Below are 15486 nucleotides of genomic sequence, written 5' to 3'. Positions count from 1 at the left end.
TACCGTTCGGTTCACCCCTTCGCACCTGACTGCGGGACGACGTGGACCGCGCTGCCGACCAGGAACTGCCGCCGGTCCGGACGTGTCCCAGTGGCACAGCCGGAGCGGCGGCCGAGTCGGCGCACCGCCCGAGTGCGCCTACATGTCCAAGCCGAGGTCGAGCACCCGCACCGAGTGGGTGAGGGCGCCGACGGCGAGGTAGTCGACGCCGGTGCGGGCGTAGTCGGCGGCGATGTCGACGCTCAGGCCGCCAGAGGACTCCAGTTTCGTTTCCGGCGCCGCGGCGTTGCGGCGCTGCACGGCTGCCTGTGTCTGCCAGAGCGGGAAGTTGTCCAGCAGGACGAGTTCCACGTTCTCGGCGAGCACGGCGTCGAGTTGTTCGAGACTGTCGACCTCGACCTCGCAGGCGATGTCGGGAGCGACGGCGCGGACCGCGCGCAGCGCCTCGACCACCGACCCCGCGGCGACGACGTGGTTGTCCTTGATCAGTGCCGCATCACCGAGGCCCATGCGGTGGTTGACACCGCCACCGACCCGGACCGCGTACTTCTGCAGCGCACGTAGTCCCGGCAGGGTCTTGCGGCTGTCGCGGATACGGCATCCGGTGCCCGCGACCTCGTCGACCCAGGCGGCCGTCGCGCTCGCGATGCCGGACAGATGGCAGACGAGGTTGAGCATCGTGCGCTCCGCGGTGAGCAGGCCGCGGGTCGGCGCGACCACGGTCAGCACGGGCTGCCCCGGCTGCACTCTGGTTCCGTCGGCGACGCGGTCGGTGACCTCGTAGTCACCCACGCCGAGCACCTCGTCGAGCACAAGGAGCCCGACGTCGAGCCCCGCCACGGTCCCCGGTTGCCGCGACACCACCGACGCCTTCGCGACCGCGTCGGCGGGCACGGTGGCCGCCGTGGTGACATCCGGGCCGTAGCGCAGATCCTCATCCAGCGCCAGGCGGATGATCCGCAGGACCTCGTCACGATCCAAACCGGAATCCAGAGGCATCGAAGTGCTCCTCTCTCTGCCGAACGGAATGGGTGCACGCCACCGCGAAGTCCCGCTCGACGGCTGTGGTCAGGGGGTTGGTGTGGTGTGTTCGGGGGCGCCTTCGGTGTTCAGGCGCATCGGGAGGCTGTGCCGGAGGGACCGAACGGGTTCCGGATGGTCCGATCGGGTGTGGCAGCCACGGCTTTCGGTGCGGGCGACGGCGGCAAGTAGCAGGGTTCGTGCCGCGAGGGTGAGCGCGGCGTCCTCGATCCCGGCGATCGGGTGCGCGGCGCCGGAGAGCGTTTGGCGCCGGGTCACCACGTCGTCCAGCCGCTTGAGCGCTTCGTCGAGACCGGCGCCGTCGCGGACGACCGAGGCGTGCGTGGTCATCAGTTGCTGCACCAGGTCGCGGTCGGCGTGCTCGGTCACGCGGGCGCCGACCTCGGTCACCATGGCCCGCTCACCGAGCCGCTCGGCCGCGGCGGCGCCGGCGCGCTCGCCGACGACCAGGCCCTCCAGCAAGCTGTTGGAAGCCAACCGGTTCGCACCGTGCAAGCCGGTGCGCGCCACCTCTCCCGCCGCGTACAGACCCGGCACGCCGGTGCGGCCGTGGGTGTCGGTCACGAGGCCGCCGCACTGGTAGTGCGCGGCGGGTGCGACCGGGATCAGGTCCGTGCGCGGATCGATGGCCGCGGCCAGACAAGAGGCGGTGATCGTCGGAAACCGTTGCGGGAAGCCGTCGATCGCGCGCGCGTCGAGATAGACGTGGTCGGTGCCCAGGGCTCGCATCCGTGCGGCGATGGCGCGGGACACCACGTCACGTGGCGCGAGATCGCCGCGCGGATGAACGTCCGCGGTCACCGCGTTGCCCTCGGTGTCGACCAGCGTCGCGCCTTCACCGCGCACCGCCTCGCTGATCAGCGGCCGACGCCCGACCCCGCCCGGCGAGTACAGCACAGTCGGGTGGAACTGCACGAACTCGAGATCGGCCACGCTCGCGCCGGCCCACAGTCCGAGCGCGAGGCCATCCGCGGTGGCGCCGGGCGGGTTGGTGCTCAGCGCGTAGAGTTGGCCGAGCCCACCGGTGGCCAGCAGCACCGCAGGCGCGTGGACTACGCCGAATCCCTGGTCGGACACCGCGACAACACCCTGCACGCCACCGGGCCCGGTGACGATCTCACCGACCGCGGCGCCGAACAGCACCGGCAGACCAGCCTCGTTCAGCGCCCGCTGCACCTCCGCGCCCGTGGCGTCGCCACCGGCGTGGATGATCCGGCGCGTGCTGTGCCCGCCCTCACGGGTTCGCGAAATCTGGCCGTCACGGCCCAGATCGAAGACCGCGCCCAGGTCGGTCAGCGCCGTCACCGCGGCCTGACCGCCCTCGACGATGGAGCGGACGGCGTCCACGTCGCACAGCCCGGCGCCCGCCTCCACGGTGTCGTGCATGTGCGATTCCACCGAATCGCCGTGCGGTGCGACGACGGCGATACCGCCCTGTGCGTACTGCGTGGACGTGTCGGTGGGTCCGCCTTTGCTGAGCGTGAGCACCCGCAGGCCACGCAGTGACGCGGTCCGCGCCGCGGTCAACCCTGCGACGCCGCCGCCGATCACGACCAGGTCGGCCTCTGCCTCCCAGTCGATCGAAACCCGGGTGGTCATCGGCCCGGGCCCGGGCTCATTCACCACCACCCGGATTACCGATCTCGATCATCCGCTGCACGGAATTACGGCCGAGTGCCGCGGTTTCCGGATCGACGTGAACCTCGTCACGGCCCTCCACCAGGCAGCGAAGCAGCGCCGCCGGGGTGATCATCTTCATGTACTTGCACGAGGCCCGGTCGTTCACGGCTTGGAAGTCGATCCCCGGGGCGGCCTTGCGCAGCTGGTGCAGCATGCCGATCTCGGTGGCCACCAGTACCTGGGTCGACTTCGCCGTCTTGGCCGCGTCGATCATGCCGCCGGTGGACAGGATGTGCACCCGTTCGGCCGGAAAGGCGCCCTCGCCCGCGAGGTACAGCGCCGACGTCGCGCAACCGCATTCGGGGTGCACGAACAGCTCCGCGCCGGGGTGGGTGCGTGCCTGCTCGGTCAGCTCGTCGCCGTTGATGCCCGCGTGCACGTGGCATTCACCCGCCCAGATGTGCATGTTCTCCCGGCCGGTAACGCGCTTGACGTGCGCGCCGAGGAACTGGTCCGGCAGGAACAGCACCTCACGGTCGAGGTCGATCGAGGCGACCACGTCGACCGCGTTGGACGAGGTGCAGCAGATGTCGGTGAGCGCCTTCACCTCGGCGGTGGTGTTCACGTACGAGACCACCACCGCGTCCGGGTAATCGGCCTTCCAGGCGCGCAGGTCGTCGGCGGTGATGGAGTCGGCGAGCGAGCACCCCGCCCGCTGGTCCGGAATGAGGACCGTCTTGGCCGGGCTCAGGATCTTGGCGGTCTCGGCCATGAAGTGCACACCGCAGAACACGATCGTGTCCTCGGGCGCCTCGGTGGCGATCCGCGACAGTGCCAGTGAATCGCCGACGTGGTCGGCCACGTCCTGAATCTCCGGCAGCTGATAGTTGTGCGCGAGAATGGTCGCGTTGCGCTCCCTGGCCAGCCGCTTGACCTCCTGCGCCCATTCCGGCGTCGCCTCGACTCCGGCGAATCCCGCGGGTCCGTCGAATACCTGCCCCATCAGCGGGGGCGCAAGTTTCGCACCCATCGTCGCCATGGATGGCTCCCTTCCTCGTGCGGTCGGCTTCACCACCGATTCGCACCAAACCAGGTTTTCGACTTATAATCGAAAACGTGCCCCATAGTAGCACCATCCACGAATCGCTCACCGCGGTGTTCCAGGTTCGCCGCTTCCCGACAAAAATCGCCGCAGGTCCGAGCTCTGCTGACGGCGCTGAAGGCATGCTGCGGCGCTGCCCGCCCGACCAGAGGACCGAACTGGCGGTGTTGCTGTGGGAACGCGCGCTCGACCCGCAGAAGGGCACCTGGTCACTGCCCGGCGGACGGCTGCGCAACGACGAGGATCTCGACACCTCCGCGCGCCGCCAGCTCGCCGAGAAGGTCGACGTGCGCGAGCTGACCCATCTCGAACAGCTCTCGGTGTTCAGCGCCCCGGATCGGGTGCCGAACCCCCGTCGCATCGCCTCGGCCTACCTCGGCCTCGTGCCGCTGACCGCCGACCCGCAACTGCCGTCGGACACCGCGTGGCATCCGGTCTCGGCGCTGCCCGCAATGTCCTTCGACCACGGCACGGTCGTCGACCACGCCCGCACCCGGCTGGCCGCGAAGCTCTCGTACACCAATATCGCCTTCGCGCTGGCGCCGGACCGGTTCACCATGTCGACCTTGCGCGAAATCTACTGCGCCGCGCTCGGATACGACGTGGATACCACGAACCTCCAGCGAGTCCTCTCCCGCCGCAAGGTGATCACCCCCACCGGCGCGACCACCGCTCCAGGCCGCGCCGGCGGCCGCCCCGCCGCGGTCTACCGCTTCTCCGACTCCGGCCTGCGCGTGACGGACGAGTTCGCGGCGCTGCGCCCACCCACTTGAACGGGTTTCCGGCCTACCGCTTCACCGACTCCGACCTGCGCGTGACGGACGAATTCGCGGCCCTCCCTACCCAAGGGGCCTTCCGCTCTACTCAGTCACCGCTTTGCGGTGCTTGCGTTCGCGCCGATACTGCCGCTTGCTCGGCACGGGCCGTGCGGCATTGCTGCGCCGCAACGCATCCCGGCGTCGCCAACCGACCAGATCGGCCCGCTCACCACCCGTCACGGAGGGCGCATCCGCCGTAGCCCGCTGTATGCGATTTGCCACCGGACCTCCCTTCGACGCGTTCTCAACCAATTCCGCCAGACTACGGTACCGGCGAAATTCCCCGCCTCCACCCATTTTTCGCCGCCGAGTGACGACTGACCTGACCCCTGCGGTTCGGTCCTGGACCGATCGACGGGGTCCCGTCAGTCACCGCTTCGACTTTCGGCTGCGTTCGCGCATCGTCTTGCGGTCCCGGAGGTACTCGAAGTCGTTGCGGATCACGATAATTGCCGCGATGAGCGTGGCACACTGCGTGTGGTCGCAGTCGCGGTGGATCCGCCACGCCCGCACCGCGCTCTCGCGGCTCGAGACCGCCCATGCCGGATTGTCTTGCGCCAGCTTGGACCGCGTAGTCGTTGCACCAGACAGCCCCGCCTCCCGATGCCGTGCTTCGAGGTCGGCGGGGCTCTGCGCGTTGCCGATGTCCCCGAGAAGGGCCCTCCACCATGTGCCGTTGATCATGAGGCAGTTTCGGGGAACTGCCTCGTTTCCAGTAAATTCCGCCGCTCAGTGCCCACTCGAATCATCTCCGCTGTTCAGGGGACCATCACATCCCGACGGCGCACAGGGCAGGTCAGGCCGCCTTCATCTGCGGCTCAGGCGGCGGGGTCTCGGTGCGCTGACCCATCCGGCTCCCCGCCCAGAACAGCAGCTCGACCGCCCAGAACAGCGCGAGGAACACCGTCACCACGACCGCGGGGACGGCGAGGAAGATCACCGAGGGCACGGCGGTGAGGACGAACAAAGCGATGTCCCGGATGCTCGCGCCGCGCAACCGGCTGGCCGCACGCACAGCCGCCCACATCATCCAGCGTCGCGGCACCGACACCCCGAGTTCGCGCAGGCAACGGCGGAAGAGACCGTCGGCGTCGGCGACGCTCACGGCGCGTGAACTGAGCAGATAATCGTGCAAAATGGCGGCGCGGGTATACAAACCGTAGCGCGGAATCAGCCAGACCAGCGGGCGCGGCACCGAGGCGAAGTCGGTGCGGAACCCGGCGGGGATCACGAATTCCTCGGTCTCGCCGCTATATACGAGCGGCTCGGTTACCCGCCAGAATTTAGCGTCGAGTTCCTCGACAACCGGCCCGCTCCCGACGAAGGTCACGTCTTTTTCCTTCCCGCCCACCGCATCATTCCCCACTCTAGGGTGGTTTCGATACCCATACGACGCCACCGCGGCAACGGTTCGGACAATGCGTCAGCGGCGGAACTCGGGCAGTGTCTCGACGGCCGGTTCATAGCCACGATAGGGCAACTCGCCAGCACGCGCGGCGTCACCGTAAGGCGTGAACGCGCCTGCGGTGTCGAAGGATCCGCCTTCGACTCGACCGGCCCGGGTTCCGCTGCCGAGATCCGCCGAACTGCTCAGCGCGGCGAGGAACAGTATGACCAACGACGCCACCAGCGGCTGCACGATCAGTGCCAGCGCGCTGCCCAGCTCGATCGGCAGCGTGATGATCTGCCCGACCGGCGGGTTGTGCGGGCGCGGATGCAGCCACTCGGCAACCTGTTCGCCGAGGCGCGCCATCGCCATCGCACCCACACCTGAACCGACCAGCAACCCGATCTGCAGCAGGGGGCCGCGCGCCGACCGCCACCGCCATGCGGCAATCGCCGAGAGCAGACCCAGTACGGCCCCGGTGAGGACGAACAGCGCCATGGCGTCGAACTGGTGCGCGCTCTCCCCCGTCAGCACAGAGCCGCGGCCGGGTTCGACCACGAGCAGCCGCTCGGTCGGCGCCAGCAAGCCCCACCCGACGCCGCTTACCGCGCTCGCCACCACCACCGCGACGGCGATCATCGCCGCGGCACGCATCTCGCTCCGCATCCCGTAGCCCGTCGGCGCTACCATCAGCGGCGTTCCAGTTCGGCCGAGTCGATCACTCCGTGCCTGGAGCACTTCGCCCACCAGCCGTCCGGGCTCACCTGCACGATCATGCGGCGGCCGCACTGTTCGCAGAAGCGCGGCGGCTCCAGCCCCAGCGCGGCGGCCGCCGGGATCGCGTCGTCGAGCCCCGGCACGATCCGCTTGCCGGTGAACGGGTTGTAGCGCTCGTCCATGTCCATGACAGTACTCACGGTCGGAGCCTCTTTCGTCGCGACGGACCGGGTCAGAGGGTTTCGTTGAGCGCCTTGATCGGCATCTTCAGCTCGCCGAGCAAATCGAGGTCCTGTTCGGCGGGCCGGCCGAGGGTGGTCAGATAGTTGCCGACGATGACGGCGTTGATGCCGCCGAGGATGCCCTGCTTGGCACCGAGGTCGCCGAGGGTGATCTCCCGGCCGCCCGCGAAGCGCAGCATAGTGCGCGGCAGGGCCAGCCGGAACGCGGCGACGGCGCGCAGCGCGTCGGCGGCGGGGAGCACCTCGAGGTCGCCGAACGGGGTGCCTGGCCGCGGGTTGAGGAAGTTCAGCGGTACCTCGTCAGGCTCCAGCTCGGCCAGGTTCGCCGCGAACTCGGCGCGCTGCTCCAGAGTTTCTCCCATGCCGAGGATGCCGCCGCAGCACACCTCCATGCCCGCCGCGCGGACCATGCTCAGTGTCGCCCAGCGCTCCTCCCAGGTGTGCGTAGTGACCACGTTCGGGAAGTAGGAGCGGGAGGTCTCCAGATTGTGGTTGTAGCGGTGTACGCCGATGGCGGCGAGCTGGTCGACCTGCTCCTGGGTGAGCATGCCCAACGAGCACGCGACCTGGATGTCGACCTCATTGCGTATCGCCTCGACGCCGGCGGCGACCTGGGCCATCAGTCGCTCGTCCGGGCCGCGGACGGCCGCGACGATGCAGAACTCGGTGGCTCCGGTCTTCGCGGTCTGCTTAGCGGCCTCGACCAGGCTGGGAATGTCCAACCATGCGGCACGGACAGGCGACTGGAACAGGCCGGACTGCGAGCAGAAGTGGCAATCCTCGGGGCAGCCTCCGGTCTTGAGGCTGATGATGCCCTCGACCTCGACCTCGGGGCCGCACCACTTCATCCGCACCTCGTGGGCGAGGGCCAACAGCTCTTCCAGCCGATCGTCGCCCAGCCGGAGCACCTCGAGGGCCTGCTCCTGGGTCAGTCCTTCGCCGCGCTCGAGCACTTGCTCGCGGGCGATCGACAGAACATCGGTGTCAACGGGTGCCTGGGTCACTGCACGAATCCCTTCGTCCGGCCGAGGTGGCCGTGCAACTTGAACGGTGTTCAGGCTAGGGTAGCGGTAACAGTGAGTCAAAACACCACGGGGAAGGAATTCCAGTGCAGCTGCACCGGGCGGACGTGATCGACGGCGCCATCGCGATTCTGGACCGATATGGCCTCGCCGACCTCACCATGCGCAGGCTGGCGGGTTCCCTCCAGGTGCAACCCGGCGCGCTGTACTGGCACTTCCCGAACAAACAGGCGTTGCTCGGCGCGGTCGCGGACAAGATCCTCGCGCCGATGGAAGACCCGATCGTGGCCGAGGACTGGTCGGAGCAGGTCACCGAATTGGTGCACCGCCTGCGCGACTGCCTTCTGGCCTACCGGGACGGCGCCGAATTGGTCTCGGCGACATACGCTTCCAGGCTTACCACGAGCAAGGGCCGAGAACGCTTGGTGAGCACTACGATTCGCGCGGGTATGCCGCGGGCCGAGGCAGAGCTCGCGGCCTTCACACTGCTGTATTACGTGCTCGGCCAAACCGTGGACGAACAGTCCAGGATGCAGATGGACTCCGCCGGCGCGCTCCCCGACGACGCCTCGCCACTGGACGAAACGCCCGACGCCACCGCCCGTTTCGACTTCGGCCTGCAGCTCTTCATCGCGGGCGTGCGCCACCTGCTCGGCACCCGCGTCCGCTGACCCGACAGCAACGGGCATCCTGGAAGCCCACCGAACGCCCGGTGGGCACGTTCAACCCACCCGATTCCAGCACACGGTAGTGGAATTCGGCCAGCGCCTGCCAGCAGCGCGCTCTTGCCGGAGAGTGCCTTCCTTTCCACCGCCGCACCAGGAGACTGCCGAACAGGCCCAGCAAGCCGCAGATTGCCAGGCCGACCACGATAACGCCGGTCTGTCCGTAGGTGCGCGCCTGGTCATGAGTCAGCCGATCCCGCTGGTCGCGTTGACCTGCCCCCGAAGATGAGCGCCAGCCACGCGATCGTGACCGCGAGCTACAAACCGGTGAAGAACCCGGGCAGCGGCGGCGGCGCGATCCGGCGGACGAACCGTTACCTGAAATGTGAGTGTTTGTATGACGACCCATGTTCAGGCAGCCGTCCTTGCGGAGCGGCAGTCCCCGTCTGATCGGCCGGGTGGCCGTGCGGGGTAGACGCTTCCACGCCACCAGCCTGCCCCACCGTGGTGGTGGGGTGGGTCTTCCGGTCGGCTCCACGTCCTTGTCCAGTCGAAGCACTGGCGGCCGGGCTACTCCCGGTACCGGTCCCCGTTCCACGTTGGTGGTGTCGCCGAGGCGGGCGAGGTTGATCGCGGCATTGAGATCCCGATCCAGGACGAGACCGCAACCGCCGCAGTGGTAGACGCGTTCACGCAGCGGCAGCTTGGAGTACTTTTGTGGGTATTGAAGCAACCCGAAACCGGGGCGAACACCGTTTGTCTCAGCATGGTTCCAACCCGCCTCAGCGCGGCGCCGACGCCGACACCGTGGCACGGACCTGCTGCTGATAACGCTGGATGAACGGCAGAATCTGCTGCTCGATCACCGTGTTGTACTCGCGCGGACGCTGCATCGGGTTGGCGTGCCCCGTGTTTCGAGCGAGCACCACGAGCAGCGTGCCGTCCACGCCGCCGGACCGCTCGATCAATATTTGGTGCGAGTATTCGACGTCGACGACGCGGTCCCGGCCCGGGTCGCGTGGTCGGATGAAAACAATGGCCGGACGCGGCTTGTCGTCCGAGGACCTGGCCAGGGCGCGCAGGTCGTCGAGAGCGCCGCCCGCCACGATGGCGGTGAACTGGGATTCGATCAGACCGTTGCTCGCGGCGTCGCGCGAGAGAATCTTCTCCCGCATCACCGCCCCCAGAACCCCGCGCAGCTTGTCGAGCCGGATGCCGGGCAACCCGCCGCCGCGGTCGAGGAACTGATCCCGGCGGGCATAGGTCTCCACGGCCAGGCGCAAGATGCGGCTCTCGCGCGCCCCGGGCAGCCAGCCCATCCAGCGCAGCATGTCCTCGCCGCGGCCACGGCTCTCCGGGCGGACCGCGTTCAGATCCATCGGCGTGCAGTCCAGGATCACCCCGACCAGCCTGCGGTCACTGTCCAGGTGGATGTGTTCGGCGACCTCCAATGCGATCACGCCGCCCATGCTGTGCCCGACCAGCACGACGTTCTTCAGCCCGGACTGCTCGGCGGCGCGGATGATCAGGTCGGCGATCACCTTGGTGTCGATACCTTGATTGTCGTAGCGGATCGCCCACACCATGCCCATAGTGCGCAGCGAGGGCAGCGCGGCGGCGGTGTCGCCGGCGTCCAGGCCGCCGAGTCCAACCATGTCCACCACCACGGTGTCCCAGTCTTTCGGGTCGACGGGCGGTGCGACGGGAAGGATGGCCGGGTCGGTGCGCGCCAGCCGCACCTGTTCCGGCGCGACGTCGTACTTCCAGTACTGCGCGAACACCACCAGTCCGGCCAGTAGCAGTGCGGCGACCCGCAGCAGCATCACCCTGGTGCGGCGCAACGTCTTCCACTCATGCCCCAGGTGCGTGTCCCGCAGCCGAGCTCGGCGTCGCGCGTCATCCCAGTCGGAGACGGTGGACGGGTGCCGATCGTCCAACGGCGACATCTCTCCCACTGTAGGCACAGGTGCGGACGGCCGCCATTCCGAGGTCGCTGAGGCAGTGCGCGGTCTTGATCACTGGACGGTATTCACCGGCCTAACGCTTTCGCTCTACGACTCTGTCTCAGCCCACCTGTCGCAGCCGAGCTCTACGCCGGCGGTGCCCATCTCCGACCACCGACCGGCGTGCCTCGCGAATCTAATCGCACATCGTGCGACTGCCGCACACCTGGCCGGGCCAAATCGGCTCGGGGGGAGCCGCGTACAGCCCCGAACATGACAATCTGCGCCTGGAATACCCGGAGGAGACGAGAAGGACCGGTCGCCCGCGCTGGAACGGTAGTGGACCGCCGGCACCGCACTCCCAGTGATGGGAATCTGGTGTCGAGGAATGCGCCTGCGCCGCAATACGATCCGCACGCCAACTCACACCCTCTCTGCCCGTGCAGATCATCCCTCATCCTGGCGGCGGGAACTGCCAGGTGCCCCGGTCGGCGGCGGCGCGACCGGCGACGAGGGATCGAAGAAAGGCACTGGATGCGCCCGAAACGCCACCACCCAGGCGCTGTCGAGTCCCGTGTAATCGGACGGAGATCGAGCAGTCCGCTCGAAGACCGACGATGCGGAGTTCAGCGAACTGCCGTCGTGGTTGTGGAGCACCTCGGGCGACGATGAGTAGATCGCACATATACACGAACCGGAACTTCATGCTGTTGTGGTCCGGAAACGCTCTGTCGCTGACGGGGTTTCATGGTGTCCGAATCGCCTACCCGATGCTTGTGCTCGCAGTGACCGGTTCACCCGTGGCGGCTGGGTGGTCCGGTTTCGCGCTGAGTGTGCCGGGCCTGATCTTCCAAATCCCGGCAGGCATGGTCGCCGACCGGGCCGATAGGCTACGGATCCTTCAGCTGTGCCAAGTCCTCGGGTTGGCCGGAACATGTCTGGCCGCCGCGGCAGCCTCGGCCCGGCCTCCGGGGCTCGGCCTGATCCTCGCCGGTACCGCATTCGTCGAGGGCGGCGCGTACGTCTTCGTCAGCCTGAGCGAGCTGGGCATGGTGCGAGATCTGATTTCAGTCGAACAGCGGCCGGCCGCGTTCTCGTTCCTCGAGGCTCAGCAATCGATCGCCAATCTGGTCGGGCGCGCGACGGGGGCCGCGATGTACGGCGTCACCCGCTGGCTGCCGTTCCTCGCCAACGCCGCGTCCTACCTATATTGCTTGGCCGCGCTGTCCCGGATCCGATCGAAGTCGGCTACGTCGACGGACTCCGCGAAGTCCGAGGAGTCCACGGAGTCCACCGGCCGAACAAGCGGGCGGGATATCGCGGCGGGTGTGCGTATCGTGTGGGCCGAGCCGCTGCTTCGAACGTCGACTTTGCTGATCGGGGCCTCGAACGTCGTCATCCAAGTCGTGCTGCTGTTGATCCTGGTAGAGCTGAAAGCCAACGGCCAGCCGGCCTGGATCACCGGTGTAGTGCTCGGCATGTCCGGGGTAGGCGGAATGCTCGGCGCAGCCATGGGGACATGGATCACCGCCCGCTTCTCCGCGGAACGTGCCTATCGAGGAGCCCTCTGGATGTGGACAGCGCTGCTCATACCGATTGCGTTCAGCGCCAACCCTATTCTGCTTGCCATAAGTTGGTGTGGTATCGGCTGCGTCACCGTCGCCAGCCACATCGCCCTGACCGTCTACCGGGTGACCGTCATCCCCGAGCAGGTCCTCGGACGCGCGCTCGGGACGATATCGCTGGTCTCCGAGGGCGCCGTGGCGCTCGGCTCGCTCAGCGCGGGCTACCTGGTTTCCACCCTCGGGATCGTTGCCACCCGGTGGGCGATGCTTGCCGCGATGCTCGTCCTTGCGGTGCGCGGGAGTACCATCGCCCCTACCCCAACTCCGGAAATGGCAGTCGGTCGCGCGCGCTGACAGTACCGGGCCCGCGCCGAGGTGGATACCAAGTCGGAATGCCGTTTCCGTTGACGACGTCAGCGGCCGCCATTCGAGGATCGGCCGGCTTCGACAGCGAATGCCGACGCCGGCCGAACAGTCTCGGCTACCTCACCCGGCGGGCGGCGGCGCAAATGGTGGCGGCGTAACCGGCGGCGGGGCAATCGGCGGGGGGACGATCGCGTCGGGAGGAGGTGTCATTGTGCTGGGCGGCGGGGCAATCTCAATCATCGGAGGTTCCTTCCTCTTTGATCAGCCTGAGACCAGTCGAATCCCAGGCAGCCTCAGAACCCGGGCGGAATTTCCCGCCCGCGTACACAGGGGACCGGCGTCATGCGAAATGCCGCCGCCATGAAACGGCGATCAGGACCGCGGACACCGATGATGTCCTGGGTGATATTCGGTCGCTATCGATACTCGCCAGCGCGACGCCGAGCCGGCCACGACGACACCTCGCGCCGTTTTGCCCGAGGTAAGGTGCACTGCCGTAACGGACTGGCTCATCGAAGTCTCCGCGTTTCGCTCGGGCCAACGTGTCACCTATTGTGCCCCAGGCAATCTGGGCCCATTCCCACATCTGGGTACAGAAGAGCAGATCTTTCCGGTACGCCCAGCAGGTAGGTGACGCTCCGGCCCGTCGCCGGGTTCCCGATCCCGGGACTGCCTGGGGTGCTCATAGATCCGCCGGTATGGCATTGACCAGGCGAAGCCGTCGAGCGGGTTGCCGCAGTGCCGGTGTCCCATCGGTTACACCAGCGCCGCCGCGCAGTCACCTGCTGCGGCGAGATCGGCTGGCCGCATATCTATTCGAGCGCCGAGCCAGGAGTCCATCCGCCGGACAAGCAGCTTACGGCTACCCAGTAGGAGCGTCGTGAACCCCCTTACCGAGCCCGAGAGGCTTGGCCCCGACCGGAACGCGACGCCGCAAACCTGGAGTCTTGTTAAGAACAGGTTACGGCGTGCTCCCTGGATTTGTGGCGCCGGAACCTCCATGTGACGATATTTTCGGATCCCACACGAGCAATTCATCCCGAAGTGATCACCAAAGGCATTGTCCGGTCACCGTCGTCGCCCCGGCTTGTCTCCTTCCGTGTGTTCGTTTGAAAAATTTGTATCGTTGAGTCTTGCCGAAGTGACGAGATCCGCGAAGGGGCGTCTTGCGCATATCGGCGCAAAAATATGTGAGGAATGTTTCGGGTGAGTGAGTTTTGGAGCGTCAGCTCTTCTTTGGCGTGTCTCAGTATTGGTATCTCATTGTATGGAGTCATTGCGTATCTGGCGGGAATACTGGAAGGTGGCACGCGGCCGCGAATCGCATCATGGGCGGCCTGGTGCACCGCCAATACCGTTTTCGCGATCGTGGCATATCTCGAGGGCGCCTATCTTGCTGCGGGTATCAATGCCGCTTCGGCGGCCATGAATGTGGCGGTCATCGGCGTCGGCATAAAACATCGGGTAAGTCTGCGACCGGGAGATCATATTGATTGGGCTTGCCTGATTTCATCGATCGCGTGTGTGATGGTGACCGTCGGGGCGTCGGAAAAGGCATTAGGCGCACTCTTTGCCTTGTGCGCCAACATCGTTGCCACGATACCGACACTCAGGCACGCATGGTCGAAACCCCATGAAGAGACTTGGCAAATGTTCGCCGCGAATGCCTGCGCCGGAGGCCTGGGACTGCTCGGCGTACTCATGGCAAGCGGATTTCAATTCGCGTCGGCTGCCGGTCCGCTGATCACCGCCCTAGGCAATATCGGCTTGGCGGCACTCACCCTCGGTCGTGGCAGGTTCGCCGATGATGCTGCCGTCACCGCAAGAGCTGGTTGACCGCAATGCGATCGATCATCTCCAATATAGGCGACTGCTTCGCCGATCCCGGCGAACTCACCCGCGGGGAGGCCCAGCGCGCCCTCAGCATCCATAGCATCTGTTCCCGGCGATGCCTTGTCCTGCGGCAAGCCGAACGCATTCTCGATGTCGACGGCCGAGATGGATCATCGATCGGGGTTCCTGCCCCCGGAACGGATAGGGAAAAGTCGGCAATATTCGGCCGGCGGATCGACTGATCACCGCCAAGTGGTGAAAGCGAGCCCGCCGCCCAGCATGGCACTACAGCCGCGACCAACCGAGAAATTCCGTAGTCGGCAATAAGCAGGATTATGGCGAGGCCGATCGAGCCGCCGATACGAAGATGTCGAGGCCCGAATGATACGACGGACCGGCCGTCTTGCCGCTAGACCAAGGGCGACCAGGCGGGCTCGAACCAGCTGGCCGCGGCGGTCAGGAACCGTTCGCGGTCCCAGCGGCCCGCGCCCGCGGGCACCGCGCCGACCAGATCGATGCCGGTCACCCGGGGCAGGTCGGTCCGGTTGCACTCGGCCGCAAGGTCGGGCTCGGTCGGCCAGGCACCGATCACCAGGCCCACGCAGCGCACGCCCGCCGAATGCAGAGCACGAGTGGTCAATTCGGTGTGGTTGAGCGTGCCGAGCCCGGCCGCGGTGACCACCAGGACCGGTGCGCCGAGTTTCTGCGCGAGGTCGACGAGAGTGAAATCGCCGAGGCGGACCAGCAATCCGCCCGCACCCTCGACCAGGACGAGGTCGGCGTCGGCTAGGGAGTCGATGGCAGCGACGGTCTCGGCGAGGGTCAGTTCCGGCAAACCGGCCCTTCGGGCGGCGGTGTCAGGCGCCAGTGGGTCGGGGTACCGGGCGAGCTCGACCGTCCGCACTACACCGCTGAGACGCTCGATCTCGGTGAGATCGCCGGGTTCGCCAGGGGCGACGCCGGTTTGGCCCGGTTTGCACACCGCGACCGAACGACCGTCCGCCAGCGCGGCGGCGGCGATCGCGGCGGTGACGACGGTCTTGCCGACGTCAGTGGACGTTCCGGTGATCAGCAGGACGCTCATGCGAACAACACTCCCGTCCGGCGAATCGCACTGCGCGACAAAGCGACAACCCGGCTCGTCCCACGAACAGCGGGGAGTCGA

Annotated in this window: 16 protein-coding genes; 4 read left to right on the top strand and 12 right to left on the bottom strand. The window is 67.2% G+C overall.

What is annotated here, in order from left to right; translation table 11 throughout:
* Positions 1–138 precede the first annotated feature (138 nt).
* From nadC to nadA, 3 genes are all read right to left on the bottom strand, one after another.
* Positions 139–999, bottom strand: coding sequence for a carboxylating nicotinate-nucleotide diphosphorylase (nadC, locus tag OH799_RS34975; RefSeq protein WP_406273432.1), 861 nt, complete (start codon positions 997–999; stop codon positions 139–141).
* A gap of 69 nt (positions 1000–1068) precedes the next feature.
* Positions 1069–2640, bottom strand: a complete 1572-nt coding sequence (locus tag OH799_RS34970) for an L-aspartate oxidase (protein WP_406282886.1) — start codon at positions 2638–2640, stop codon at positions 1069–1071.
* 16 nt (positions 2641–2656) lie between these two features.
* A complete protein-coding gene (nadA, locus tag OH799_RS34965) occupies positions 2657–3700 on the bottom strand; it encodes a quinolinate synthase NadA (RefSeq protein ID WP_406273429.1) in 1044 nt (347 codons plus the stop codon).
* Between the two features lie 77 nt (positions 3701–3777).
* Between nadA and OH799_RS34960 the strand changes: the two genes are divergently transcribed.
* Complete coding sequence (locus OH799_RS34960; RefSeq protein WP_406273426.1) at positions 3778–4536, top strand: NUDIX hydrolase; 759 nt, start codon at positions 3778–3780, stop codon at positions 4534–4536.
* 87 nt (positions 4537–4623) lie between these two features.
* On the opposite strand, the gene OH799_RS34955 is transcribed toward OH799_RS34960, so the two are convergent.
* The 6 genes from OH799_RS34955 to bioB all read right to left on the bottom strand — a co-directional run bounded on the left by OH799_RS34955 (position 4624) and on the right by bioB (position 7931).
* The gene (locus OH799_RS34955; protein ID WP_406273423.1) at positions 4624–4803 is read right to left on the bottom strand and encodes a hypothetical protein; all 180 of its coding nucleotides are present in this window, start codon (positions 4801–4803) and stop codon (positions 4624–4626) included.
* Positions 4804–4950: 147 nt separating this feature from the next.
* Positions 4951–5265, bottom strand: a complete 315-nt coding sequence (locus OH799_RS34950; protein ID WP_406273420.1) for a hypothetical protein — start codon at positions 5263–5265, stop codon at positions 4951–4953.
* Between the two features lie 112 nt (positions 5266–5377).
* Positions 5378–5911, bottom strand: coding sequence for a DUF1353 domain-containing protein (locus OH799_RS34945; RefSeq protein ID WP_406273417.1), 534 nt, complete (start codon positions 5909–5911; stop codon positions 5378–5380).
* A 93-nt stretch (positions 5912–6004) separates the two neighbouring features.
* Positions 6005–6658, bottom strand: a complete 654-nt coding sequence (locus OH799_RS34940) for a DUF2567 domain-containing protein (RefSeq protein ID WP_406273414.1) — start codon at positions 6656–6658, stop codon at positions 6005–6007.
* Entirely contained in the window at positions 6658–6873 is a 216-nt protein-coding gene (locus tag OH799_RS34935; RefSeq protein WP_406282883.1) for a hypothetical protein, read from the bottom strand. Before OH799_RS34935 ends, OH799_RS34940 begins: the two co-directional genes overlap by 1 nt.
* A gap of 44 nt (positions 6874–6917) precedes the next feature.
* Positions 6918–7931 (bottom strand): biotin synthase BioB, encoded by a 1014-nt coding sequence (gene bioB / locus OH799_RS34930; RefSeq protein WP_406273411.1) that lies wholly within the window; start codon positions 7929–7931, stop codon positions 6918–6920.
* A gap of 104 nt (positions 7932–8035) precedes the next feature.
* Between bioB and OH799_RS34925 the strand changes: the two genes are divergently transcribed.
* Positions 8036–8620, top strand: coding sequence for a TetR/AcrR family transcriptional regulator C-terminal domain-containing protein (locus tag OH799_RS34925; RefSeq protein ID WP_406273408.1), 585 nt, complete (start codon positions 8036–8038; stop codon positions 8618–8620).
* Here the strand turns inward: OH799_RS34925 and OH799_RS34920 are convergent.
* Together OH799_RS34920 and OH799_RS34915 are read right to left on the bottom strand one after the other, a co-directional pair.
* Positions 8577–9428: a zinc ribbon domain-containing protein gene (locus tag OH799_RS34920; RefSeq protein WP_406273405.1), complete on the bottom strand. Its 852-nt coding sequence runs from the start codon at positions 9426–9428 to the stop codon at positions 8577–8579. The genes OH799_RS34925 and OH799_RS34920 overlap by 44 nt on opposite strands.
* Entirely contained in the window at positions 9397–10560 is a 1164-nt protein-coding gene (locus OH799_RS34915; protein ID WP_406273402.1) for an alpha/beta fold hydrolase, read from the bottom strand. Before OH799_RS34915 ends, OH799_RS34920 begins: the two co-directional genes overlap by 32 nt.
* Before the next feature lie 665 nt (positions 10561–11225).
* Between OH799_RS34915 and OH799_RS34910 the strand changes: the two genes are divergently transcribed.
* Both OH799_RS34910 and OH799_RS34905 read left to right on the top strand, forming a co-directional pair.
* The gene (locus OH799_RS34910) at positions 11226–12476 is read left to right on the top strand and encodes an MFS transporter (protein WP_406273398.1); all 1251 of its coding nucleotides are present in this window, start codon (positions 11226–11228) and stop codon (positions 12474–12476) included.
* 1218 nt (positions 12477–13694) lie between these two features.
* The gene (locus OH799_RS34905; protein ID WP_406273395.1) at positions 13695–14324 is read left to right on the top strand and encodes a hypothetical protein; all 630 of its coding nucleotides are present in this window, start codon (positions 13695–13697) and stop codon (positions 14322–14324) included.
* 406 nt (positions 14325–14730) lie between these two features.
* Here the strand turns inward: OH799_RS34905 and bioD are convergent, their stop codons facing one another.
* Positions 14731–15405, bottom strand: coding sequence for a dethiobiotin synthase (bioD, locus tag OH799_RS34900; RefSeq protein ID WP_406273392.1), 675 nt, complete (start codon positions 15403–15405; stop codon positions 14731–14733).
* Positions 15406–15486 lie beyond the last annotated feature (81 nt).

Source organism: Nocardia sp. NBC_00881 (assembly GCF_045207455.1).
GTDB lineage: Bacteria > Actinomycetota > Actinomycetes > Mycobacteriales > Mycobacteriaceae > Nocardia.
Note: the sequence above shows the minus strand (reverse complement) of the source record. Positions and strands in the feature narration are given on the sequence as shown.